Source organism: Clostridium beijerinckii (genome assembly GCA_003129525.1).
In the GTDB taxonomy this organism is placed as follows: Bacteria; Bacillota; Clostridia; order Clostridiales; family Clostridiaceae; genus Clostridium; species Clostridium beijerinckii_D.
Map to the genome: position 1 here is coordinate 631,996 of CP029329.1, position 25,827 is coordinate 657,822.

A 25,827-nucleotide genomic window follows, 5' to 3' on the forward strand; every position below is an offset into this window, starting at 1 on the left:
TTGCAAAATCTTGTATAAAATGATATCATACATCTGATATTAGATATATGATAATTATCAATTATGAGTGAAACTTCCCAGCATTTCTTAAAAATATATATTTTTAAGAAACTTATAGGGTTTTGTTCCTTAGTTGACAATTGTGCATTGTCAATTGCAAATTGTATAGGAGGATTATAAATGATAAAAGAAAATCAAAATTTTTTAAATAAAATTAATGCTCTAACAGATATTCTAATTTTATTTATATCAATGACTTTGGCATATTTAATCCGTTTTTATATATTCTCACCTGATACAGGTTACATTACATTAAATACATATATTAAATTTGCAGTTATCATAATTCCTATAAATCTTATTGTTTTTAACTTTTTTAATCTGTACCATTCATTTAGAACAACAACTTTTATTAAAGAATGTATTCAAATTATTAAATCAAATACAATCCTAACAGCTATTTTATTATCATTATTATTCATATTTAGATTAGTTGATATCTCTAGATGGGTTATTGTTATTTTTTATTTTGTAAATATTACGTTAGTTGTTACTAAGCGATTTATTTTAAGAAAATCTTTATCAAAAATTAGATTAAAAGGATTAAACTTAAAGCATGTAATAATTGCTGGTGCAGGTGAAGTAGCAAATGAATACTTAGAAGTGATTAACTCAAATAAGAGTTATGGTTATAATTATTCCGGATATGTAGCAGACAGATCAGACTTTAAAGGTGAGAAACTTGGAAATTACGATGATTTATTAAATGTTTTAACTAAGTACAAGCCTGACGAAGTTGTTTGTGCTCTTGATATATCTGATTCAAAATACTTGGAAAATGTAGTTTCAGATTGTGAAAAAAGTGGTACAAAAATTTCTATAATTCCATTTTGCTATAAATACATTCCTAGTCAACCTTATATTGATCAAATTGGAAGTATTCCTCTTATTAACGTTAGAAGAATACCTTTAGATAATTTAGGGAATGCATTTACGAAGAGAGCAATAGATATACTTGGTTCACTTGTTTTAATAATACTTTCAAGTCCAGTTATGCTTATTACCACTTTAATCATTAGATGTACTTCAAAAGGACCCATTATCTTTAAGCAAAATCGTGTAGGTTTAAATAAGAAGCTATTTACAATGTATAAATTTAGATCTATGAAAGTTAATTCTCAGGAAGAAACAGGGTGGAGTACGAATTCTGATCCTAGAAAAACTAAATTTGGATCTTTTATTCGTAAATTTTCTATAGATGAATTACCTCAATTTTTTAATGTATTAAAAGGCGATATGAGTTTAATAGGGCCTAGACCTGAGCTGCCTCATTTTGTGGATAATTTCAAAAATGAAATTCCACTTTATATGGTCAAGCATCAAGTAAAACCTGGAATAACTGGACTAGCTCAAGTAAATGGTTTTAGGGGTGATACCTCAATTAAAAAGAGGATTGAATATGATATATATTATATAGAAAACTGGAATATACTACTGGATATAAGTATATTATTTCAAACTGCTTTTAAAGGATTTAAAAATAATGAACAGATTATAATTAAATCTGATACACTTGACAATGAACATATGACAATTGACAATTAAAAAGAGGTGTTAGGATGAAGTTATCTATTATTATTGTGAATTACAATACTTATACTCTTACAAAGCAAACTATTGAATCTATAATTCAAAAAGAACATACTTTTGATTATGAAATATTATTAGTTGATAATGCTTCTGTTGATGGTAGTATTCAAAAATTGCGAGAAGAATTTAATGACCTTATGTCTGAATGCATTTTGCGAATATTTATAAATGAAGATAACTTAGGTTTTGCAAAAGCTAATAATATAGGAATGAGAGTTTCCAAAGGAGAATACATATTACTATTAAATTCTGATACTGTAATTAAAGAAGATTGTTTAGAAAAATGCTTAGCTCAAATGGAATTAGACAATAGTATAGGTGCATTAGGTTGCAAGGTTGTTCTACCAGATGGCAAACTTGATCATGCTTGCAAACGTGGCTTCCCAACACCTAAAGCATCTCTTTATTATTTGTTGAAGTTATATAAAAAAGATCCAATAAAATATGGGCAATATGATGCACTACATTTACATGAAGATAAAGTAGGCGAAGTTGATTGTCTTATGGGTGCATTTATGCTTATGCGTAAATCAGTACTTGATGAAGTCGGATTACTTGATGAAAATTTCTTTATGTATGGTGAAGATATAGACTTATGTTATCGTATTAAAGAAGGCGGGTATAAAATACTTTACTATCCAAAGGCACAAATTATTCATTACAAAGGTGGCAGCTCTAAAAAGAAAAGGACTAAAGTTATCTATGATTTTCATAAAGCAATGTGGATATTTTATAGAAAACACTACTATAAAGAATATAATTTTACTATATCACATCTTGTGTATATAGGCATTTGGGCAAAGTACTTATTAGAAATAATCAAAAATGCTTTTAAGTAGCATATCTTAATATTAAATTTATTATCATAGATATAAGCCACCTACAATGTGTGGCTTATTTTTTTCACTTAGAAAAATTTAACTCAAAATAATATATTCAATTTTAATAAAATAAGTAGTACTCTGCTTAATTGCAATGGCTCATTTTGAGTGTTATAATATTACATATTTATATGAATAAATCAATTGATTTACAAGAAGCTATGAATCATAAATTACAAAATAAACATATTAGGATGTGTAAAAAATGGCAAACTTAAAAAATAATTCAAAAGAAAAATCTTTTAATTTTTTCTTTCCAATTGCATTTATACTAGGGATCATTCCCTTAATTGTTCGTATGACAGTTGTTAAAGTTGATGAGCATACAATTAATATATGGGGTACTGCAACTCAAATTGATTTGTTTTCACAGAAAAAATCATTCTTTTTAATGATTTTTTCAATTATATTGATTGCTATTAGTATTATCTTTTTCAAGAAAATATTTAGTAAAAAAGATAAAGTTATTAATTATACTTTAATTGCATGTGGTATTTTTTCACTTTTCACTTTACTTTCTGCAATATTTTCGAAATACAGAGAAGTATCTTTTTGGGGAATATTTGATAGATCTGAAGGTCTTATTACAATTACTTGTTATATGATTCTTTTCATATATTCAATTTATACCTTTAGAACTACTAACGATTATAAGTATATTATCACTCCACTTTTAATATTAGTATTCATTAATGCATTTTTAGGTATTTTTCAATATATTGGCCAAGACTTAATTCAAACTTCTTTAGGTAAGTCTATAGTTATGCCTAGTCAATATCAAAGTGCTAATTCTCAAGTAAATCTATTAAATGAAAAGGGTACAATTTATGGAACTTTATTTAGTTATAATTACGTGGGTAGCTTTGTTTCTATTGTTTTACCTATATTATTTTGCTATACAATTTTTGAAGATGATGTTATGTATAAGATAATGTCATTCATTGGCACTCTACTTTCTTTTTGGTTATTATTTGGTAGTTCAGCTCGTTCAGGAATTGTTGGTGTTTTAGGATCAATTATATTTGGTATTATTATATTTTGGAAGTTACTTATTAAACGTAAGAAAGGAATCCTCATAGGAATTGGTGTTTTAATAATATTACTTATTGGTGCAAATTTTGTTTCTAAGGGAAGTATTTTTGATAGAATTCCTAGTTTGGCTACTGATGCTATTAGTATTTTTAAAGATACAAGTGACTTTGATTATACAGAGCATACTCCTGTTAAAGACATAAAATATAGTGATTCAATTACTGAAGTTCTATTACCTAATGATACTTTAAAAATCAGTTATGAAAATGGATCTCCTGTATTTAAAAATTCACAGGATGAGATAGTGGAATATACATTAAAAGATAAAGTACTGACAACTAATACTGAATCCTTTAAAAACATTACTTTTGCGTTTGGAAAGCTTGACAAAAAATCAATCATTTCAGATTCTCTTCTTTTAAATATTAATGCTAAACCAGAATTTTTATTTAAATTAAATGATAATAAAGCTTTTCAGTTAATGGATATGAGTAGTAAACAATATGTTGATTTAGAATATCCTGAAACCTTTGGATTTAAAGGAAAAGAGAAACTAGGTTCTTCTAGAGGATATATTTGGTCAAGAGCTATTCCACTTATTAAAGATACTTTTATACTCGGTACTGGTCCTGATACCTTCGCTTTTGAATTCCCACAAGGAGATTTAATAGGTAAATATTATGCTTATGATACTCCAAATATAGTTGTAGATAAGGCACATAATCTTTACTTACAAATAGCTATTAATTATGGTGTTATTGCATTACTAGCCTTCTTAGCCATGATGGTTATTTACATTGTTGATAGTATAAAGCTTTATGCTTTTAAAGAACACTTCGAAGAAAGATCTATAATGCTAGGTGCTATTACCTGCTTAGGGATTATCGGGTACTTATTTGCAGGAATCTTCAACGACTCAGTTGTAAGTGTTGCTCCTGTGTTTTGGATAGTTCTTGGAGTTGGGGTTGCTCTTAACTTTATAAATAGAGATGGAATTCGTACAGGGAAGATAAAGTAATCATTTTTCAATTATCAATTATCAATTATGGGAATTTTATATTCTCCTTGATTAAGTATTATTTAATAATTAATACAATTTAATGTTTAAATATCCGTGAAGTAATATATTCTTTTGAATTTGTTGCTTTATGGATATTTTTTATTGTTTATAATTTTTCCTTCATGTCAAAACTAAATATATATGTTTCAGTTTGTAAAATATTAGAAATTCTAAAAAGACTAGAAACTAAAATTAATGGTAGTCTAAATAAGCTCGATGCTAATCTCAATAGACTAGAAACCAAAGTTGACGAAAATACACTAATTTTAAGAGCATTAGAATATTCTGCTTAATTGAATAAAGTTGAGCATGATAAAATACCAAATGATATAGTAAAATTAAAAACAGTTATAAATAATATAAAAGCTAAAAGGATGGCCATATAAAATGTGTAGTTCAACATTATTGTAAAGAGGATTTTAGATAGCATTGAGCCTATGGACAGGAAAAGAAGTGAAAATGGGATATTAATTTTCAATGATAAATGGTAAATACTCAATTTTCAAAATTAGACTTAACCACTAATCATTTTTTTAAATGTTTAAAACTCTTTGTTTTTGTTAAGACTCAATTCATGTGATAGCTAACTTCAACTAATACACTAGTATCTTTATATTTTTATGTTAGTTGCATTTAACCCCTGGACGAGAGGTGATCCTTGAGAGTACATTGTTGTGTGTGACCCTTGAAGTTACGAGGTGCCCATTAAGGTTATAAAGCTCAACTAAAATTCAGACGCTAATTAAATCCCACTTGATATTTAATATTACTGGAGGTGTGTTGCATTTATAATAATATTATTGTTTATAAATCATTTAACTTAGCTCTTGAGATAATATCTATTTACAAATATCTAATAAGTAAAAGAGAATATGTTTTGTCAAAGCAGATATTACGTTCTGGCACTAGTGTTGGCGCTAACGTCAAAGAGGCAGTTAAAGGATATTCTAAAAATGATTTTCTATACAAGATGAATATTGCATTAAAAGAAGCTAACGAAACAGAATATTGGTTAGAATTGCTTATACAATCAGAAATTCTTAGTGATTATGATATAAAAGTTGTACTCCAACATTGTAAGGAGATTTGTAGGATCTTAAATAGCATTGTGGCAACTGGAATGAAAAAGGGGTGACAGCAGGATTTCTAATGTTCAATGATCAATTGAACATTAAGTATTTATATTATATTTGAGCATAAAAAAAGGCGAGGCATAAAGCCTCGTCCCTTTTCCATTCACTCTAGAAGATTTGGATTATTTAACCCAAGCTCCTGAAGCTCCTAATACATAACCATCAACAGTTGTGTTAGCTAACATAGCTCCTGATGCATTACAGTAGTACCAAGTACCATTGTCATTTACCCAACCAGTAGCCATAGCTCCTGAAGCATTAGTGTAGTACCAAGTTGCTCCATCAAGAACCCAACCTGTAGCCATAACGCCATCAGCTTTTAAGTAGTACCAAGTTGCTCCATCTAATAACCAACCTGTAGCTTTAGTTCCATCTGCTTTATTATAAGTCCAAGCGCCATTTGCAGCTTGAGCCCATCCAGCAGTTACAACTGGAGTTTCAACTGTTGTATCATCAGGTGTTGTTGTTCCACCGATTACTGAATAAACTTCATCATCTTCGTTCCAAGCAACCATGTTATCTTTGTCATAAACTGATAATTTGTCAAAAGATCCATCTACTTTATATACTTTGTTCCAGTCTTCATCGTTGTCCCATTGGTAGATGTATCCACCATCTAATCTCCAAAGATTTCCATCTACATCTGTTTCAACAGCATAACCATATTGAGAATCATTTGTTTCTACATCTTCATCTGCTGCATCTGCAAAATCAGTATAGTAGAATCCATTCTTTGATTTTAAAGTTATTGTTTGAGCATATACTTTTGTACCAGAAGTTTTATAGTTAACTAATTTTCCATTAACAACAGTATAGTCAGCAAATAAATCGCTTGATTTATCTGTTCCATCATCCTTAGAAATTACATAAGTAGTTACTGTTTTAGCAAATTTTGCTCCACCAATATCATCAGAATCTTGTGCTTTTGATATTTTTTGGATTACATTAAATTGTACCGAACCAGCTGTTTGAGTAAATGCAGAACCAGTGCTAACAGCTACTCCATTTATTTCTTTTACTACAACTCCAGTTTTTGTTAATATTTCAACTGTTGCTGTTCTATAGATATAATCTTTATCTTGTCCAATTACAGTTGCACTTGTAACATTTGCTGATACTGCATCAGCAGTAGCGTCAGCATCATACGTATCATCTGTATTTTCTACAGATACTGTCTTACTAGCACCAGCTTCAGTTGTTGTTACTTTAATTTTTCCTAAGTTGAAATCTGCATCAATATAGTTTCCTTTTTCATCTGTATATACATTTAAAGAAGCAGCAGTATCTGCAGCGATGTTATTTGTAGCATCGTGGTTACTATATTTAACTCCATACCATATATCTCCAAATTTATTTCCTGGAAGTTGTGCATTTTCTAAATCTTGAATTACTTCTGATTCATTAGCTCCTGTTCCTTCAACATATCTTCCATCTGTATCACCTTTAACCTTTTTTCTTAAAGCTGAAGCAGCATCATCTTCTGCGTCTTCTTTGATAGAATCATCAGTTGCTTTACCAGTTTCTAAATCAACGAAATAATCTCCATCTTCTACATTAATGTATTTAGAACCATAAGTTGTGATATCTGATCCAGTATCAACATCTTCTAATTCAGTGTATTCACCGTCAGCTAAATAAAAAGTTGCTTCATCTTTGTCTTCAATTTCTCCATCGATATAGAACTTTCCATCTTTGTATGCTACTGCATCATATACAGTACCATCTTCTGAATTAACTTTTTTAACTTCTGATGCACTAACACCAGCAGGTACTAATGATATAACTGCAGCTGCAGCTACTAATAATGAAGTAATTTTGTTTGCTCTTTTAAACATAATTTTCTTTCCTCCTAAATTTTTAAATTCAGATAAATTATAGCATCATTGTCCAAGCATGTAAAGTTAATTAATACTTCATAATGTATATGTTTGAATACATACCATATTTAACAAATAATTTAATATGTATTTATAATAAAATCACATACATTATTCTCATAAATAATAAATACAGCTTGTACATAAAGTGCTATTATTTTTCTCTTTTACTCTATTTTCTAGTATTTACTAAGTTGTCATAAATAAATACAACTATTTAATTTGTTTTGGGTACCCTTTTACTATTATATGGCCTTTATTAGATAACTTAGAAATTAAGTAAAAAACTACCTTGTTTACCATACTACATTTAATAATACAATTTATTAATTTATTTTCGGTACCTTTTTTAGATATATTTAAAAATTTAATATATATATATCTTAATTCCCTTAGTAATCCTCTATTGTCACTATATAATACACACTCCTATAATATTCTTGGTACCTTTTTTCTTTCAATTGAAAAAAATACTTCAACCTTCCAAAAGGCAGGTCTCTACTTTTTTAATTAATATAAATATAAAATCAAACATCAAAACTTGAATTAACAGTTAACCAATCCAAATTGACAATTGCGTCGATCATTGATCATTGAACATTGACAATTGAACATTGATAATTGATTATTATTCAAGGAAACTCGAGTCGCATTCGCTCGCTGAGTAAGTTCGACTAGCCAAATCATAGATTTGGAGTCTTACTTAACCCAAGCTCCACTATTTCCCAATCTATATCCATCTACCATAGTATTATACGCCATAGCACCAAAACTATTTAAATAATACCATTTCCCATCTGAATCTTTAAACCATCCTATTTTTATTTTCCCAATACTATCAAAACAGTACCAATTTCCGCCTATTAATTTCCAACCTGCTTTGAATGCACCATCACTGCCTAAATAGTACCAGCTTCCATTATAATTTAACCATTCAGTTGCCATATCACCATTATTGGTTAAGTAATAGTTTTGCACCCAAAGATTCTTTGCTATATTTCCTGATGAATCAATATATTGCCACTTTCCATTATTTTGTATCCATTTGTTTGTTTTGTTATTTGAGTCTATATTGCTTGGTGCATTATTGCCCCTTGTTATATTAATAATGTATGTTCTTTCATCCTCATCATTTTTCACTGTAATATTAATTTCATTCTTCCCCATATTTAATGGAATTCTGGTTGAATAGTCATCATCTTTATGTACACTTATCCCATTAATATTAACTTTATCTTCATCTCGGTCATCTGGTTTTGCTTCTATTTTTATATAATTAATATCTGCAGGCACATTTATATTGTATAATGAATTTTTAGGTGCGAAATTTAATTTATAATAATCTTCACCGTGACTTAAAGTTAAATCACTTAAATAGATTTTATCATTATCCTCTTCATCATCATCTTCTGCTTCTTTTCTTCTTAGCTTAATTGTTACTTTTTGATTAGATGAATCACTATTTTTAGTTATTTCTACACTGACTGTTTTAGAATCCCCTGCTTTTATTGAAATTTCATCTTCTAAATCATATTCTTCATCATCGTCGCTTTCATCTATTACCTTTACGGAATAACCACTATCAACATCTGCCCTAATATTAAATTTACCTGTGCTTTCAGAAAGCTCTATGTAATATTTTGTAATATCATCTTTAAATTCAGTTGAATTATCATAATCACTATCTTTATACATCTCCAGTTCTGTAGAACCTGAGTTTTTACATACTTCTAAATCACTTATTCCTTCAATGAGTTCTGCAGAATAAGCCCTAGTAGTTAATAAATCAATATATCTTGAAGGCTCAATAACTGCTAAATTAGAAATTGCTAATGTTATAGCAATTATCCGTTTAATATTTTTATTCATAGCTTTCCCTCCTATGGCTATTTAAAGAAAAGAACGTCTATTAAAAACGCTCTTAATCTTTTATAAATATAATTATTATCTTCCAATCCAAGCGCCATCAGCACCTAATCTATATCCATCTATTGTAGTGTTATAAACCATTCCACCAAAGCTGCTTAAATAATAATATTTTCCATTAGTATCTTTAAACCACCCTGTTTGTATCTTTCCTTGTGAGTCTAAATGATACCACATACCATCAACCTTTTGCCATCCTGTTTTCTTAGCTCCATCAATCCCTAAATAGTACCAGTTTCCACCATAGTTAAGCCATCCAGTAGCCATATACCCACTATCTAATAGATAGTAATTTCCTATCCATATATTCCTTACTGGATTCCCAGTTGAATCAGTATATTGCCATCTACCGTTATTTTGTAACCATTTATTTGTATTGGAATTCACTGTTATATTACCTGAATTGATTTCTGTTTTTTCTGTTGCTTGTCCTCTATTTATAATTAAAGTATATACTCTAGATTTTCCACCATCTTCTACTTCTATTTCAATTGAATTTGTACCCTTTTTTAAATCTACATCAACTTTAAAATTATCATCATATTTAGCATCTTTTCCATTAATGGTAACATCATCGTCATCTTCATCTTCTGGCGTAGCTCTAACTACTACACTATCTACATCACTATCTACATTATATGTGTATTTAGTTTGTGATTCTTTTAATTCTATCATCTTACCATCAACACTAAGTCTTTCTAAATAAATACTATCATAATCAGAAGCATCTTTCTCTGTTTCAGTATCTGTGCTTGTACTATCTGTAGGATTATATTTCACTTTAATTCTATATGTATTTAATAAATCATAATCATCATCGTCATCATCATTGTTTCTTACAGTTTCACCTTTTGTATCTTCTCCATATATTTTTATTTCAAGAGTAGTTACACTTGAATCTGAATCTAAGGTAATATCATCACCAGGATCTTTACCTCTTGCTGAATCAGAACTTTTATTAAATATTTTAACATATCTTTCACCAGGGCCATCTATTTCTACTCTTATAGTTTTAAATGAAGTTTTAGCATAATATACTTCATCCTCCTTTGCATCTTCTTCATCGACTCTATCCTTATAATCATTATCATCATAATACTTTATTTTATCACCATCTTTATCATATAATTCCAAACTATCTAAAGTATCTTCGTCATTTGTATCTGCCGCATAAACCTTTTCTGTTAATAAATTAAAATTTGTAGCTGGTACAAATGCTGAAAATGTTCCTAAAGCTAAAGCCACTGCTATTATTTTTCTAAGATTTTTATTCATATCTAATCCCTCCATTGAAATCATTTTTGCCCAATAATAAAATTCATTAAATAATGTATTAAGTGAATATTAAAAATAAAATCGCTAATTTATCGTCATTAATTTAGAATTAATCATTGATACCTATCTTCCCGTCCAAACACCATTTGAATCTAATGCATATCCATCTATAATAGTGCTATAAACCATAGCTCCAAAGCTGTTTAAATAGTAATATTCCCCATCAACATCTTTAAACCATCCAGTTTGTACCCTACCTTCTGAATCTAAGTGATACCAAATTCCATCGACCTTCTGCCAGCCAGTTTTCTTAGCTCCATCAAATCCTAAGTAGTACCAGCTTTCATTATAATTCAGCCATCCAAGAGCCATATATTCATCATCTGAAATATAGTAGTTTCCTACCCAGATATTCTTTTCTGGATTTTTTGACGAATCGATATATTTCCATTTACCTTGAACTTGAACCCATTGGTTTCCACTGATTGTAGTTTCATTATTGCTTGTACTATTTAATGTAACACTGCCTCTATTTACTGTTAAGTTATATACTCTTTTTTTAAAGTTTTCTTCAACAACTATGCTTATTTGATTTACACCTTTACTTAGATTTATTTTTTTCTTATAGTCGCCATCATTATCAACATATTCTCCATTAACAAGCACATCATAATTATTATTTTCAGGTGTTGCTTTAACTGTTATATTATTTGTATCTTCGTCAACATTATAAATATAATTAGTCTTTGATTCTGACAATGATTGTATTTTTCCATCAATACTAAGCTTTTCTAAATAAATAGCAGAATTATCTGCTGGATTTGTTGTACTATTAGAGTTTGAATTAGTCGAAACAGCACTTCCTCTATTTATAAATACTGTGTATGTTTTTTCAAGATCACTATCTTTAAGCTTTATTGGGAATTCATTTAATCCCTTATCTAACTTAACCTTTTGCTTAAAGTTATCAGCACTATGAACTAGTTCTCCATCAATTGTAACATCATAATCCTCATCCTCTGGAGTTGCTCTGATTATTACTTCTTTAACATCACTATCAACACCATAAGTATATTCCTCTTTATCATCTGATAGTCCAATCATAATGCCGTCTATACTTAATCTTTTTAAGTATAGATCATTATCTTGACTTGTTCCTGTGTATTCTACTTTTATTTTATATGTACTTAAAACATCATAATTGTAACTATCTGAATATTTAATATCATCTGCGGGTTCTTGACCATATACTTTTATTGCAATACTTTTGTATGCTCCATCACTTGATACTTTAATATCTTCACTCGGATTTTGCCCTTTAGTAGAACTAGAAGTTCCATTAAAGATTTTTACGTATTTCTTTTCTGGTCCTTCAATTTTTATGTTAACAGTGTCAGTTGGAGATTTAACATAATAAGTTATTCTATCATCCACCTCATCTGCATCTATTATTGTTTTATAATCAGTATTTTTATATAAATTCAACTTATTTCCATCTTCATCATAGATCTTCAAACTATCTATATAATCCTCATCATTTTCCTGTACTGCAGCATAAGCCCTTGTAGTTAATAAATTTATATTACTAACTGGAATAACAGCAGACACTGTTCCAACTGCCAGTGCCAGCGCAACTATTCTTTTTATATTTTTATTCACAGTTCATCCCTCCATATTAGTCATATATCGTCTAATCTAAACTCATTTCTATAATTTGAGATAATTTATTATATTCGTCATTTACTTTAAATATAATAAAATTTAGGTTGTTTTAATTTAATTTCCATTCTATTATACACCAATTAATTCTATGCAACCACCATCATAAATCACATTTTGGCGAATTAAATATTAATTCAAAATTAAAAAATTAGTCCCGACACGTAGTCCCTTTGACCATTGAAAATTGAAAATTGAAATCTGAGAATTGATAATCAAAAACTAACAATTAATCCTAAAAACAAAGGAACGTCATTTTACAACGTTCCTTCACTTTTATAACTTGAACTTAGACATTACCAAAAACAGATTACTCCGCCACAAAGCTCCCGTGACAATTGAACATTGAGTATTGACAATTGTTCAAGAAAACCAGATTAGCTTCGCTCACTGGGTAAGTGATTCACACCAAATCATTTTTTAAGGAAGTTAACACGTATGCACGAGTTAACTAAGTTCGAATATCCAAATACAAGATTTGGATTCTCACTTATCTACTTAACCCAAGCTCCGTTAGAACCTAATTTATATCCACCAATAGTAGTATTTGAAGCCATTACTCCTTGTGCATCTAAATAATACCAAGTTCCATTTACTAATTGCCAGCCTATCTTCATAGCTCCATCGGTTCCTAAATAATACCACTTTGCATTATTACTTAACCAACCAGTAGCCATATTTCCATCTGCTTGCAAATAATAATTTTTACTTAAGCTTCTATCATAGAACCAGTTACTTTTTATTGGATTTCCTGCTCCATCATTATATTGCCATTTTCCATTTACTTGTACCCATTGCATTGCCTTAACAGTTGTAGTTACTATGTCAGTTGCAGTGCTTGGTTTTGTAGTTGAAGTATTAGTTGTAGTGCTTGTACTAGTTGAAGCATTATTCTTTGTGTATTCTAAGTCAATTTCATATTCGCCTACAACATCTCCATCATCTTCATATGTTACATCTGAATCTGGTTCCTCACTATATATTCTTACAGTAAGAGTTTTATCTCCTGTTATAGAAATATCATCTCCTGGATCTATACCTTTAGCTGAATCTGATGTTGATTTGAATATTTTAACATAGTCCTCATCAGGTCCCTCAATTTCAATGCTTACCTCTTTTGATGAAGTTTTAGCATAATAAGTTTCGCCTTCCTCTACGTCTTCACTGTCTACATCATCATCATAATCATCATCTTCATAAAGATCTATAGTTTCATAATCTTCATCTAATAATTCTAAGCTATCTAATGTATCTTCATCATTTTCGTCATCGTCATCGTCATCATCATCATCATCATCATCTGTATATTCTACTTTGATTTTATATTCATTATAATCTGAACTAGAATAATCCTCATCTTCATCATATTCATCTTCATATACTCTAACTTTAAGTGTTGTTATTTCGTCATCAAGGTCAATTGAATCTCCTACTTCATAATCATCACTACCCACAAATATTCTTACATTATCTTCATCTGCTCCATCAACGCTATCAATGGTAACTTCATCTGTATCAGATTCAGCATAATAAGTATCTCCTACATCTAAATCTCCATCTTCTACTTCATCATCACTATCATAGCCATCATCTGTATAAAGATCTAAAGTATCCCCATCATCATTTTGTAAGTCTATGCTATCTAATTCATCAGCATCATCATTTGATGCATAAGCCTTTGTAGTTAATAAATTCACATTTGTAGCTGGTGCCACTGCTGAAACAGTACCAATTGCTAATGCCATTGCAACTATTCTTTTTACGTTTTTATTCATTTGGGTACCTCCATTTTAATTATTATTTGTTTTTACTTTTCACTTTTAATTAATATATTAATTTTACCATATAAATCATAATTTTACACTTATACATTATTAACTATTGGATTTTTAATCATCTTCCCTGATGAATCTAAATAATATGATTTTCCATCTGAATTTTCAATCCATCCCGTCTTCATGGCACCACTATTATCAAGATAATACCAATTTCCAGTAGAGTCTTCTAACCAACCCATTTTCATTGCTCCACTTTGATTTAAATAGTACCAATTTTTATTTACATTTATCCAACCTGTTTGCATTTCACCATTTTCATTAAAATAGTACCAATTATTGTTATTACTTAGCCAGCCTGTAGTTCTATATCCATCTTCTTTTAAGTAATAATTTTTTTCAGTATTTTTATCAAACCACCATTGATTCTTTAAAACATCTCCAGAACCATTTATATATCTCCATTTACCATCAACTCTTTGCCACGAATTAAAACTATTTCCATTACTTTGGATTGTAAAATTTTGAACATTTGAAGTTGTGCCTGTAGATGTAGTTGAATCTGATACAATACCTCTGTATACATTTAATGTATAAGTTGTATCTTCATAATTTTCTCCGTCACTATGTTCAACATATATCTCTATAGTATTATTTCCTTTATCTAAGCTTATTGCTTTTTCATAATTGTCTTCTTCATATGCAGAACTATTATTAATCTCAACATAATCTTCATCATCTTCTGGAGTTGCTCTAACAGTTATTTCTTTAACATCTTCATTAACATTTACATTATAAGAAGTTTGATTCTTTGAAAAACCAACACTTCCATCACTTAAATGAATATTTTCTAAATATGCATATTCCCTATCATCTTCTGCTTCAGAGCTAGCAACTGATCTTTTTACATGAATTACATAAGTCTTTTCACAATTACTTACATCTCCAGCATCATATGCTACTTTATAAGCCGCTTCACTTTTATAAGTTCTTAAGTAAATATTTTTATATGCGGAGTCAATATTAATATCCTCTCCAACATCTTTGCCTGCTTCTGTTTTACTGCTTGAAGTAAAAGCTTTTACTACATATCCGTTCCCTTTTACCTCTGCATTTATTTGAATTACGCGAGCGCTTTTAAGCAATACATAATAATCATTTTGCCCTGTTAATGAAACCTCATCACCACTATAAGTATTTCGTATCTTAATATTACTATTACTTCCTGAATTTACAGTTAATGAATTTAGCTCCCCATCATTTGCACTTTTATATGTTGCTGCATAAGCCTTTGTAGTACCTAGTATAAAATTATTTGCTGGCAAAACTCCCGAGACAGCACCAATTACAAGACTTACTGCAATTATATGTTTAATCTTTTTATGCATTTTTTACCTCCCTTATTATTTTTAATTTATCTGATGTCTAGCCGCTGTAACACTCCCACTTCTATAAGTGGGAGATAACAGCGGCACGACCCTAGACGAGGTACCCCTTGAGGGTATAAGTTCAACTAAGATTCAGATGGGCATCAAATCCCACCTGAATCAAGTTTCACTTGATATCATTGTTGTATATTGACGGTATGTATAACCTATAAAAGCTAATTTCTACTTTATTAGTCTTTATACTATGTATAGTAATTTAACTACTATAAAGTAATTGTACCATATTTAAATTTAATTATAAATATAGAACTATATTTGTATATGTTAACAAGTATACTATATAGTTCTAAACTTTTTGTTATATAATTATTAATTTTTTATAAACCTTTTTTGAAAGTTTCTATAATTTCTTTATAAATTAAAGAAGATATTTGTTTAATTTCCTAAAATAAATATCTCTCTTCTGTTCTATCCCTGTGTTATCTCAACTTCCTTATTCTTAAATACAATGGCAAGCTTTATAATCTTGGTTATTCCCTTACTTAAAAGTTCACTTTCATATTTTTTATCTTCAATTTGCTTTAATGCCTCTTTTGTTGCATATTCTATTGTGTCCTCTAAGAATTCGTTAATCTTTTTAAATTCAATTATTATTCCTTGCTTTGAAACATCCTTTGGAATAATCATTACATCGTATCTTCCGTATCCGCTCTCTTTATTGGATTTTACCTCATAAGTATCAGTAAGAGAGACAAGCATTCCCAAAACAAAAGCATGGTACACCTTTTCTGGTTCTTTTCCCGATACATCAAAGTAACTAATGTTGTTTATGACAAAACCCTTAAAAAGAGCTCCAAAACTCTTTATATCACCATGTATTAAGGTTCTAAGCATTTCTTCATATCTTTCATTTGTCATGCTTTCTAAAAACCACTTTTTAATTATATTCTTATAAAATATAAGACACTCTTTATTGGGAATTTGCAACTCACATTGTCTCATTCCATCTATTGTTTCTTTTTTAATTGTCTTTAAATATCCTGATAAAAGTAAGAATCCCCAAATGTTTTCATTAGAATCTTCAACCTCACCCATAACAATATTTTCATCAATTGCTTTCGTTATGCTTTTTCCTACTATAAGGTCTTCAAGTTCTATTTTTATTCCTTGATCGCCTTTTAATAGCAATTTCTTTATTAAATCATTGGCACTGCTGTTGATCCAATAAGGCATGAAGCCTTCTTCATAACTTTCAGAATAATTTAATACTGACCACGGATTGTATATTGTATTTTTTCCGAAAATATATCCATTGTACCATTCTTTAACCTCTAAACTTTTAGCTTCTAATTTATAATATAATAAAAGCTCATCTACTTCTTCCTGAGTGAAACCAAATTTATCACTAAATTTATTGCTTAGCATTGTGTTCACTTCCAAATTATTAAGTCCTGAGAAAATACTTTCTTTCGCAACCCGTAGTATTCCTGTTACAAGTGCTTTTTCTACATTATTATTATCTTTTAAAAGATCAGTAAACATAACTCTTTCAAAAGAAATTATTTCTTCATAGTATCCACTAATATAACCTTCTTGAATTGGTACATCATATTCATCTATAAGCAAAATTACTCTTTTATTAAAATGCTTATACAAATATCTTGTTAGATTTCCCAAAGCAGTTGCAATTAATTCTGCATCACCCTTTTCATTAATTACCTTATTAATTTTTTCTTTTTCTATATCTTCTAATGTATCACTACCTAATAAATATTTATGTTCAAGATAAATCTCACTCATTAAAGATCTAATTCTACTCATTGTATCTTTAAAGTTATTAAATTTAGCACTGTTAAAAGATATGCTTATAACTGGAAATTCTCCTTGCATCTTCATAATTTCCGTTTCTTTTTCAATGTTTAATCCATTGAAGAGACTTCTTGAATATTCTATTTCACCATTTAACCTATTTTTCTTTTCCTTCATATTTATATCAAAAAAATATTTAATCATGCTCATATTCAAAGTCTTCCCAAAACGTCTTGGCCTTGGAGTTAAAATTATAGCAGCTCCATTTTCTATAAATTCTTTTATAATTAAACTCTTATCTACGAAATAATAATTTTCTTTTATTAGTTTTTTAAAGTTAGATATTCCTATTGGAATTTTCTTTTTCATTCTGTATCACTTCCTTATTTTAATTTTCAATAGTAAATACTCACTAGTTAACTTTTACATTGTTATATTCTTTTATTATAACCCATAACACATTTAGTTAAAACAAAATACCTATAGAATAAACACATTAAAAAGTGTTTATTCTATAGGTATGATTTTATAATTCTATATTATCAATGCTCCACCTGTAGTGAATTTATATTCTTTTCCATCGATTGTTTGAGTTCCTGTTACCATTACCCCATCTTCATTTAAATAGTATTTTGAATTAGAGCTGATTAACCATCCCTTTTGCATTATCCCATTTGTATTTAGGTAATACCACTTCTTTCCGTCAAGTAACCATCCTGTTTTCAGGGAACCATCACCATTTAGATAATACCATCCTTCAGTTTTTGTAGTATCAGCATTAGTAGTTGTTGTGCTAGTACTTGAAGTAGTGTCACTTGAAGTATTGCTTTGAGTATTATCATTGTTATTACCTTCAACTGCAACTTCTTGTTTATACCAGCCTGTCCTCATTGCTCCACTTGCATCTAACAGATACCACTTTCCATCTGTCTTTTGCCATCCTGTTAACATAGCACCTTTTTCATTTAGTAAGTACCAGTTGTCTTTATCTTTAAACCAACCAGTTTCTCTAATTCCATTTGCATTTAAATAACAATACACTCCTACCTCTTTATCATATAACCATGAATTCTTTAATAAGTTTCCATTTTCATCATTATATTTCCAGCCGTCATCAGTTTCTACCCAGCCAGTTTTGTCGTCCGTTGTATCAGTTTCATCTGGAACTTTAACTTCGCCTCTATTTATAGTTAATGTATAAGTTCTCTTTTTATCATTTACTTCATCTTCAACTGTTACTTCAATTACATTTTCACCTTTATTTAAAGATACTTTATTTTCATAATCATCATCTGAATTTACTTCGTCTCCATCAATTGTAACTAAATATTCCTCATCTTCAGGTTCAGCACCTATTGTTATTTTACTTATAGAGTCATCTAAATCAACTTCATAGGAACTTTCATCTTGTGAAAAATCAAGTTCTCCATCACTTAAAGTAATATTATCTATATATATGTCATCTTGCTCATCACTTGACGAATCACCTCGTGTTATATTTAAGGTATACGTTCTTTGATTGTCTTTAGCATCTGTAACCTTTATCTTGATTTCATTTTTCCCTTGCTTTAAATCTACAGTTTTTCTATATTTATCAGTTGACTCAACTAATGATCCATTTATTCTAACTCTATCCTTATCATCTTCTGGAACTGCTGTGATTTTTATATCATCAATATCTGAAGCTACTTTCATATCATAAGTAGTTTTTCCTTTTATGAAATTTATTTTTCCTCTACTAACATCGATATTATATAAATATACAGGATCTTGACTTGTATCTTCATATGAGCTTTCTGTAGTTTTCTTTAAATTTAATGTGTATTCTTCTTCACAAATTGATACATCATCTAGAGTATCTTTTGCTTTTCTAAATGCAGATGCAGATTCATAAGTTCTCACATAAAGAGTTGTATTCCCCTTTTCTAGTAAGATTTCGTCTCCTGGCTCATAAGCTGTTGCATCTGCTTTGTCAGATGTAAAGATTCTAACTATATAATCTTTACCTTCTACTTTTGAACTTATCTTTATTCCATCACTATCATCCGTGAGCTTTACATAGTACTCTCTATCCTCATTTAATTTCACAGTACTTCCATTATATCCATCACGAAGATTAAGAGTCTCTCCGTCTATTGATTTTACCGTTAATGATTTCAATTCGCCATCATCAGGAGAATAAGAAGCTGCATACACTGGCTTAATTGCCATATCAAAAGCTGTACCTGGTGTTATAGCTGAAATTGTTGAAAAAGCACTAATAGTAAGTGTAAGTGCAATTATACGTTTTATATTTTTATTCATAAAATCCCTCCTATGCCATTATTAAATAATTTTATCACAAATTGAGCTATAATACAGTAATTATTCCTTATTTATCATGTTATGGTTATATTGAGATTTAATTTTCAATTGCCAGTTTTCGATTATCAATGCTCAATTTTCAGTTTTTAACTTTTAGTTTTTAATTTTTAATTTTTAATTTTTTATAATTCAAAATTTATCATTCATTATTTACTGTCAGTACTTTAAATTCTCTAATTCGATTTAATGTATGAGTATAAATTCATAAGTAAAATCAATAAGTCACTGGAAATAATAAAATCTCCCTATGGGCAAATAATATATATTTCTATATATTTCATGTATTAATGAGATTCTTTTTTCAAATAATAGAATATAACTAAATCTTATATATTTTATTTTTAGTTATACTAAAATTTCAAATACTATTTCTTTCTATAAAGTAAAAAATGAAAATAATTATGATAGGAGTGATTCTTATGAATAAAGAAAATTCCCCTTCTAACTTAACTTCACGAGATTGTTCTCAAGAAAAATCAATTGATATTGAGCAATCAAAACTAAAAGATTCTTATACTGAAAAAATAAAAGATACTTATCTATCGCAATTGAAAATTGATTATCCGCCAAGTGAAGAAAGTATTGAACGTGCAAATGGTTTAGATCCTGCTAATCCAAATTCAGTATCTGAATCTTCTATTACCAATGCTATATCTAATTCATAGTTTCATTATAGAGAAATATGCAAATTTAGAATGATTGGTCACAATCAAAGAAATAGGAAGTCCATGTGCCCTATTAATTAAGATAGGAGTGATTATTGTGAGTAAAAAAAAGACTACCTCTAACCCAACTCAACAAGATTATGCTGTGGCAAAATTAACGGATATATACTCAACAGCGTTAGAAGCTTCTGATGCTGAAAATTTAAGCCATACTAATAATTCAAGTGAAAAAAACATTAAGAATAAAAACAATTCAAATATTTCTAGAACAAACCTAGATACACAGCTTATTGATTTAAATGCTGATGGTGATTCTGATGAATCTATCTATAATGATGAAATATGAAAATATATTGAAATTAGAAAGAATTATTAATTAAGATTGGAGCGATTAATATGAATAAAGAAAAAGTACCTAATAATGCAAATTTAGAAAGCAATTCTAGTAAAAAGTCAAGTAATACTCTTTCACCAAATTTAATGACTGATCTTTCTGGAAATATAAAAAATGCTTATTTACCAAAAATGAGAACTAATTATTCTCCAAGCGATGAAAGCGTTGAAAGCGCAACTGGTGTTGATTTCCCAATAAATATGCCAAATCCAGCAGTAGACCCTATTGTTTCAAATAATATATCTAATGCAGAATTTGATTACACACAAGATATGATTTCTCCAGATAATTATGATTTAGATAACGACTGAAAATAAATTCATACATCTTTTAATATATATGTTGCAAAAATAATCATTCATTGTTGATTTCAAAAACCATATAACAGTTCTAATTACAATTGAGCATTTAATATTGAACATTGATAGCTTCAACATATATAGTTTACAAGAGATAATTATAAATATTATTTTTTAAAATATTTGAATAAACTTGCTAATGTTGGTCAAAATAATAATTGTACCCCATAATACATAAGTACTAAAGTTTATCATTTTAATTTAGTGCTTATTTCCCAAAAAGTTTCACATAAATTTAATATTTATGTGAAACTTTTTTAACAATTAATTATATAGTATTCTTTAGTGAAAAATTCAAATATGCTTAAGATATATTGTTGATGATATCAAATATACTTTCATGAATATTTTACGTTTTCATTATGAAACCCATGTAGATACCCACTTTCTAGTTACACTTATACTATGAATATGTACCCAAATTAGAAATGAAGGTCATGCTTTTGTGGAAGTGTTACTATTTCGGATTTAGCTGTAGATATTTCTTTAGTAGAAGTTGCTTAATTTTTGCTTATCCCAATATATAAGTTACATTTATAGTTATTATTATATTCAATATCTACTATACTTATGAGGATATTCCAAACTAGAAATAAAGGGTACTCTTTTGTGCAGTGTTGCATCAGAGGATTTAGCTGTAGATATTTCTTTAGTAGAAGTTGTTCCAAAATGCTTGTTCAAAGCGTGCCTTTGAGGCTAGCATTTTGGGTACAACTTCTGCTATTAGAAATTCACAGCTAAATCCTCAGCAACCGAAACAACAGAGTACCCTTGATTTCGGCAGGATTATCCCCATAAGTAAAGCCTTTACCCTGGTATCTATTTTGAGACTGTCCAATTTTCTGGCGTTGCATATATTGAAACTCCATCTTTTGCACTTGTTTCATATAAGCTAACTCCATTAGAAATTAAATTATCATAAGCAATGTTTTTTACTATGCTTTTATCTGATCTGCTTATTATTCCAATATCGGGTTTTAGGTATCTAATAAAGTCTACAGTTGATGATGTGTCATTTCCATGATGCGGTACCTTTAATACATCAACATCTCTTCCATCTAATAAATCATTTACCCAAAAATCTTTTTCTGAATTCCATTCCATGTCAGCAGAAAATAAAGCTTGTAAATCTCCATAGTTTAAGTATACTATAGCAGAATTTTCATTAACTCCCCAATACTCTGCTACAAGGGCTGGAGATCCTATTGGTCCAAAATCCTTGTCTGATTGTACAAATTGCAAAATTTTATTTTTATCTATAAATTCACCATTTTCCGTATCAGTAAATTCTATATTTTTGTCTTTCATAGCTTTTACTGCATCATTATAAACATTATAATCTATCTTCATCATTTCAATGTTTGCAGCATTTTCTGTTGTAACTTTTACATCTGAATACCAATCTTTCATTATTGCAATATCAGGCATATATACTTTTTTAACTTTAAAATTATCTAAAATAGAAGCTAGTCCACCAATATGATCAGAATGTCCATGAGTAATTATAATGTAGTCAATTACCCCTTTTCCATCTTTCTGTTTAAGATCTTGCTCCTTTAAAAAATTAACTACTTTTTCTGGAGTCTTTACATCTCCAGTATCAATAAGTACAGTTTCTCCACTTGGGAGCTTTATAAATTCACAATCTGCATTTCCAACATTTAAATATTTTACAAATAAATGATTTTTCATTTTTGCAGTGCCTGTATATTTTCCACTAGAATTAAACTCTTCCATTTTATTATCTATGATTGCATTTCCAGTTGCAATGCTACTATCTGCTTTAACATAATACTTATTGCTTTTAGTATTTATCCACTCATTTGCTCCCATTATGCCATCTTTAGTTGAATAATAAATTTTTCCATTATTATTATAAAATCCAGTTTGAAGAATTCCATTAAATCTGAAAAAATACCAATTATCTTTTATGTATTTTTTACCTACAGTCATGATTCCTTCATCATTTAAGTAAAATTTATGTCCATCGTCTTCAATCCACCCAATATCCATCATTCCATCTTCATCTAAATGATACCAATTATATTTAATTAATTGCCAACCAGTTTGTTTAATTCCAGCTTCATTGAAATAATACCATGACCTTCCGAATTTTTTCCAACCAATTGTTGCAGCATGATTTTTATCTAAATAATATTCATTATCATTTTTTGCATTAGGATTCTCATCTTTTTCCTCAAACCATCCTGTTTTTTCTAATATTCCATCTTTAGTAACATAATACAGCCTTCCATCTATATTCTTCCACTCTGGCAAAACTTCTTGAACTACTGTTTGTTTATTTAAATCTTCATCATATTTTGTTTCTGTATCATTTTGACTTGGTACTTCAACATTTTGCCCAGAAATAGTTGTTGATCTTCCTGAATTTGTTGACCCTGTCCCTTTATTTTCTGTAATACTTGTTGTAACTATAATATCTTGCTTGTCCACTTTTACTTCAGCCTTTGCATAAATTCCAATGAAAGACGTACATAATAAGAAAATCATTGGAAATATGACTAACATCTTTTTTATATTATTTTGCATAACCTATGTTGCCGTTGCCAAAACCTTATAAAGCTCTATAAAGCTTGTTTAATTCCCTGTTCATTGTGTCCGATTTTGTGATTCTAAAAGAATATACTACTTTCGTTTGCTATAACACTCCGAGGGCTTAAATTCCCATACAACGCATGGTACATATTAGTAATATCGTTTTAAGTGATTACACTACTAATTCATATCTTGATAGATTGATGCTTGCATTATAATCCCTATCTATAACACAACCACATTCTTCACATATATATGTCCTCACTGATAGTGGAAGTTTTGGTTTTATATGACCACACTCACTACAAGTCTTTGATGACGGATACCATTTATCAGCTTCAACAATCTCAATTCCATTGAACTCACATTTATATTGCATTTGTCTTTTAAAGTCATATAAACATTGCTTTGCTATTGCTTTTGACAAATGACGGTTCTTCATCATTCCTTTAATATTAAGTGTTTCCATAACAACTCTTGATGGCTTGGTTTTCACTATCATGTTCGTTGCTTGGTGATTATGATTACTTCTTGTATTGGTTAATGTTCTATGAAGTAATTTAATCTGCTTTTCCATTTTTATAATATTACTTGTTTTGACAAACTTACTCCCTTCTTTATTTTTTATGTATTTGCGAGATACCCTACGTTGTAATCTACGTAGCCTTTTTTCCAGTTGCTTTACAACTCTTGTTTTATTAATATTTTTAAATGTCATTCCATTGGAGCATATAGCTAAATCTTTCACTCCAACATCTATACCTATTGATTCAATAGTTAATTCAACTACTGGTTGATCTTTTTCTATTCCAACCGCTATAAACCAATACTTTCCGTCAAAGCTTATTCTCGGGTTGGTATATTTACAATCCGTAGGTATTACATTTTTCTTTATATTTATCCAACCAATTTTTTCAATTAGTATAGAATTTTCTTTAACTTTTAATTTTATATTGTCATTATAGAATGATGGTTTAGACTTTCTTCTACTCTTGAATCTTGGCTTATCTGCTAATCCTTTAAAGAAATTCTTATAAGCATTGCAACCATCTTTAACAGCTTGTTTTGCTACATTATTAGATACATCATTAAGCCATTTTAATTCTTCTGTTTTCTTTAAGATAGTTAATTCTTTTCTTAAATCACCATCAAATATAAACTTACCACCATTTTTATAATTTTCTTCTTGCTTTGCAAGTGTCCAATTATAAATAAATCTTGCAGTACCGACTGATTGCCATAATTTTTGTTCCTGTTCTTTAGTTTGATATAACCTAACTTTCTTCCCCAGTATCATCTTCCAACAACTCCTTAATCATTTTCTTAGCTTTAATGGCTCTCTTGCCTTGTAACGTACAACTAAAAACTGTAACTATTTGAATTAAATCCTCAACTAATTCCTATTCTTCTGAATTAGTTATCATATCTATTAATTGATTTAATCCTTTTTTATTGTAGTTAATTCCACTTCCTATATCTGTAATGACATTAAATTGATAACCCTTAGCAATCATATATGTTTTGACATTATCAATCTGACGTTCTAAATCATCTTTTTGTTTATGTGAACTAACTCTACAATATCCAATTACTTTTTTAGTTTTAATTTCAATGCCTTTAATTCCTAAGAAATGATTGAGTTGCTCTTGTGAATAATATCTGTATCCTGTTGAAGCAACGTGATGCGGTTTCAATATATCTTTTTTATCCCACTCTCTTAATGTTTGATACGTTTTCTCTATTAATTTTGAAAACTCTTCAATAGAATAATATTTCATTCGTTATCACATCTTTAATTTATTATAACGCAAACGTTACATAAAATAAGGCTGGTCTTATAAACTTATATAGAGTTTTATTAACTGTTGTTACACCCCCTTAATATTCATAACGAATATTATACCTTAATGCTCAAATTGTTTCAATTTTTTAATTAGCAACCTTAAATAGAATATTTATCCGTT

At 29.0% G+C, this 25,827-nt stretch carries 17 protein-coding genes and 1 pseudogene; 7 read left to right on the forward strand and 11 right to left on the reverse strand.

What is annotated here, in order from left to right:
- The first annotated feature begins 180 nt into the window (after positions 1 to 180).
- The 4 genes from DIC82_02570 to DIC82_02585 all read left to right on the forward strand — a co-directional run bounded on the left by DIC82_02570 (position 181) and on the right by DIC82_02585 (position 5,758).
- Positions 181 to 1,605 (forward strand): undecaprenyl-phosphate glucose phosphotransferase, encoded by a 1,425-nt coding sequence (locus tag DIC82_02570; GenBank protein AWK50041.1) that lies wholly within the window; start codon positions 181 to 183, stop codon positions 1,603 to 1,605.
- Positions 1,606 to 1,619: 14 nt separating this feature from the next.
- The gene (locus DIC82_02575; GenBank protein AWK50042.1) at positions 1,620 to 2,489 is read left to right on the forward strand and encodes a glycosyl transferase family 2; all 870 of its coding nucleotides are present in this window, start codon (positions 1,620 to 1,622) and stop codon (positions 2,487 to 2,489) included.
- Positions 2,490 to 2,736: 247 nt separating this feature from the next.
- Positions 2,737 to 4,581: a polymerase gene (locus tag DIC82_02580; GenBank protein ID AWK50043.1), complete on the forward strand. Its 1,845-nt coding sequence runs from the start codon at positions 2,737 to 2,739 to the stop codon at positions 4,579 to 4,581.
- An 826-nt stretch (positions 4,582 to 5,407) separates the two neighbouring features.
- A complete protein-coding gene (locus DIC82_02585; protein AWK53018.1) occupies positions 5,408 to 5,758 on the forward strand; it encodes a four helix bundle protein in 351 nt (116 codons plus the stop codon).
- 120 nt (positions 5,759 to 5,878) lie between these two features.
- Here the strand turns inward: DIC82_02585 and DIC82_02590 are convergent, their stop codons facing one another.
- The 8 genes from DIC82_02590 to DIC82_02625 form a co-directional block, all read right to left on the reverse strand.
- Positions 5,879 to 7,591, reverse strand: coding sequence for a cell wall-binding protein (locus DIC82_02590; GenBank protein AWK50044.1), 1,713 nt, complete (start codon positions 7,589 to 7,591; stop codon positions 5,879 to 5,881).
- A gap of 741 nt (positions 7,592 to 8,332) precedes the next feature.
- Positions 8,333 to 9,502, reverse strand: coding sequence for a cell wall-binding protein (locus DIC82_02595; GenBank protein ID AWK50045.1), 1,170 nt, complete (start codon positions 9,500 to 9,502; stop codon positions 8,333 to 8,335).
- Between the two features lie 75 nt (positions 9,503 to 9,577).
- Positions 9,578 to 10,834, reverse strand: coding sequence for a cell wall-binding protein (locus DIC82_02600; GenBank protein AWK50046.1), 1,257 nt, complete (start codon positions 10,832 to 10,834; stop codon positions 9,578 to 9,580).
- 123 nt (positions 10,835 to 10,957) lie between these two features.
- Positions 10,958 to 12,493: a cell wall-binding protein gene (locus tag DIC82_02605; protein ID AWK50047.1), complete on the reverse strand. Its 1,536-nt coding sequence runs from the start codon at positions 12,491 to 12,493 to the stop codon at positions 10,958 to 10,960.
- A gap of 554 nt (positions 12,494 to 13,047) precedes the next feature.
- A complete protein-coding gene (locus DIC82_02610; protein ID AWK50048.1) occupies positions 13,048 to 14,328 on the reverse strand; it encodes a cell wall-binding protein in 1,281 nt (426 codons plus the stop codon).
- Between the two features lie 89 nt (positions 14,329 to 14,417).
- Complete coding sequence (locus tag DIC82_02615) at positions 14,418 to 15,716, reverse strand: cell wall-binding protein (protein AWK50049.1); 1,299 nt, start codon at positions 15,714 to 15,716, stop codon at positions 14,418 to 14,420.
- Positions 15,717 to 16,184: 468 nt separating this feature from the next.
- Positions 16,185 to 17,894: an AAA family ATPase gene (locus tag DIC82_02620; GenBank protein AWK50050.1), complete on the reverse strand. Its 1,710-nt coding sequence runs from the start codon at positions 17,892 to 17,894 to the stop codon at positions 16,185 to 16,187.
- Positions 17,895 to 18,059: 165 nt separating this feature from the next.
- Positions 18,060 to 19,829, reverse strand: coding sequence for a cell wall-binding protein (locus DIC82_02625; protein ID AWK50051.1), 1,770 nt, complete (start codon positions 19,827 to 19,829; stop codon positions 18,060 to 18,062).
- A 479-nt stretch (positions 19,830 to 20,308) separates the two neighbouring features.
- On the opposite strand from DIC82_02625, the gene DIC82_02630 reads away from it, so the two are divergent.
- From DIC82_02630 to DIC82_02640, 3 genes are all read left to right on the forward strand, one after another.
- Positions 20,309 to 20,554, forward strand: coding sequence for a hypothetical protein (locus DIC82_02630; protein ID AWK50052.1), 246 nt, complete (start codon positions 20,309 to 20,311; stop codon positions 20,552 to 20,554).
- 97 nt (positions 20,555 to 20,651) lie between these two features.
- Positions 20,652 to 20,900, forward strand: coding sequence for a hypothetical protein (locus DIC82_02635; GenBank protein ID AWK50053.1), 249 nt, complete (start codon positions 20,652 to 20,654; stop codon positions 20,898 to 20,900).
- 134 nt (positions 20,901 to 21,034) lie between these two features.
- Complete coding sequence (locus DIC82_02640) at positions 21,035 to 21,259, forward strand: hypothetical protein (protein ID AWK53019.1); 225 nt, start codon at positions 21,035 to 21,037, stop codon at positions 21,257 to 21,259.
- A gap of 867 nt (positions 21,260 to 22,126) precedes the next feature.
- Here the strand turns inward: DIC82_02640 and DIC82_02645 are convergent.
- From DIC82_02645 to DIC82_02655, 3 genes and pseudogenes are all read right to left on the reverse strand, one after another.
- Positions 22,127 to 23,857: an MBL fold metallo-hydrolase gene (locus DIC82_02645; protein AWK50054.1), complete on the reverse strand. Its 1,731-nt coding sequence runs from the start codon at positions 23,855 to 23,857 to the stop codon at positions 22,127 to 22,129.
- Between the two features lie 178 nt (positions 23,858 to 24,035).
- Positions 24,036 to 25,160: a transposase gene (locus tag DIC82_02650; protein AWK50055.1), complete on the reverse strand. Its 1,125-nt coding sequence runs from the start codon at positions 25,158 to 25,160 to the stop codon at positions 24,036 to 24,038.
- Positions 25,138 to 25,641: pseudogene (locus DIC82_02655) on the reverse strand (IS607 family transposase). The gene DIC82_02650 and the pseudogene DIC82_02655 overlap by 23 nt, the downstream one beginning before the upstream one ends.
- Positions 25,642 to 25,827: the final 186 nt, after the last annotated feature.